The sequence below is a fragment of the Actinomycetospora sp. 2LY8.5 genome (genome assembly GCF_057180585.1).
Genome location: NZ_JBXUHE010000102.1, coordinates 1 through 1,475, shown reverse-complemented (window position 1 = coordinate 1,475; position 1,475 = coordinate 1). Strand labels below are relative to the sequence as shown.

Below are 1,475 nucleotides of genomic sequence, written 5' to 3'. Positions count from 1 at the left end.
GAGCCTGTCAATCTGTCTGTGTAAGTTGATCTGTCGGTGGTCAGGTGAGGTAGGGGCCGATGCGGTCGGGGTAGGCCAGCGCGAGGGCGCCGAGGGCTGGTTTCCAGCCTTGGACGACGCCGCCTTCGACCAGGTGCCCGGGGGCTTTGCGTTGGTCGGCGGGTAGGCCCTTCTCCTTGGCGCGCTCGCGGGCGCGCTTGTCCTCGATGTCGCGGATGGCCAGCCAGAGCAGCTTGATCACCGCGTCGTCGTTGGGGAAGTGCCCCCGGTTCTTGATGATCTTGCGGAGCTGGTAGTTCAGCGACTCGATCGAGTTCGTGGTGTAGATGATCCGCCGCAGTTCGGGTGGGAAGGCCAGGAACGGGATGAACCGTTCCCAGGCGTTCTCCCAGGTCGCCACCGCCGCGGGGTAGCGCTTGCCGAGGTCGGACTCGGCGAAGGCCAGCAGCTCGGTCTCGGCGGCCTCCACGGTGGGCGCGGTGTAGATCGGGCGCAGCGCCGCGGCCACACGCTTGCGGTCGGTGTAGGACACGAACCGCATCGCGGCGCGGATCAGGTGCACCGTGCAGGTCTGCACGGTGCTCTGCGGCCAGGTGGCCTCGACGGCCTCGGGGAAGCCGGTCAGCCCGTCGCAGCACACGATGAGCACGTCGCGCACCCCGCGATTGCGCAGCTCGGCGCACACCCCGGCCCAGAACTTGGCGCCCTCGCTGGCCTGGACCCAGATCCCCAGCACATGCTTGACCCCGTCGAGATCCACCCCGACCGCGATGTGCGCCGAGCGGTTGCGGACCTGGTGGCCGTCACGGACCTTCACCACGAGCGCGTCGAGGTAGATGATCGGGTAGATCTCCTCCAGCGGCCGGGACTGCCAGGCCTTGACCTCCTCGAGCACCGAGTCGGTGATCTTGGAGATGGTCTCGTGGGAGAGCTCGGTGCCCACCGTGCGCGCCAGGTGGTGCTGGATGTCGCGCACGGTCATCCCGCCCGCGTACAGCGAGATGATCATGTCGTCGAGGCCGCCGGCGCGCCGCGAGCCCTTCGGGACCAGCCGCGGCTCGAAGCTGCCGGTCCGGTCCCGGGGCACGTCGAGCCCGACCGGGCCGAGCTCGGTGTTGAGGGTCTTGGGCGTGGTGCCGTTGCGCGAGTTCGGCAAGCCCCGGCCCGCCGGATCGCCCTTCTCGTAGCCCAGGTGCTCGGTCAGTTCGGTAGCCAGCCCGCGCTCGAGCACCGCCTTGATCATCTCGGGGAGGAAGCCGCCCTCGCCGGTCAGCGCGAGTCCGCCGTCCCCGGCCCGGGCCATCACCTCGTCGAGCAGCCCAGCATCGAGCATCTCGTTGATCGCCGCACGTGCCGACCCCTCCGGCGCCGCCGACACCCCCAACGGATGCCCATCCTGCCGATCTTCAGCCACGGTCAACTGTGTACTCCTTCAGCTCCAGCTGATCTTCGTACACAGACCATCTGACAGGCCC

Annotated in this window: 1 protein-coding gene; it reads right to left on the bottom strand. The window is 68.7% G+C overall.

The window, feature by feature from the left end:
* Nucleotides 1-40 precede the first annotated feature (40 nt).
* Entirely contained in the window at nt 41-1,333 is a 1,293-nt protein-coding gene (locus AC2A1K_RS35585) for an IS256 family transposase (protein ID WP_483901068.1), read from the bottom strand.
* Between the last annotated feature and the right edge of the window lie 142 nt (nt 1,334-1,475).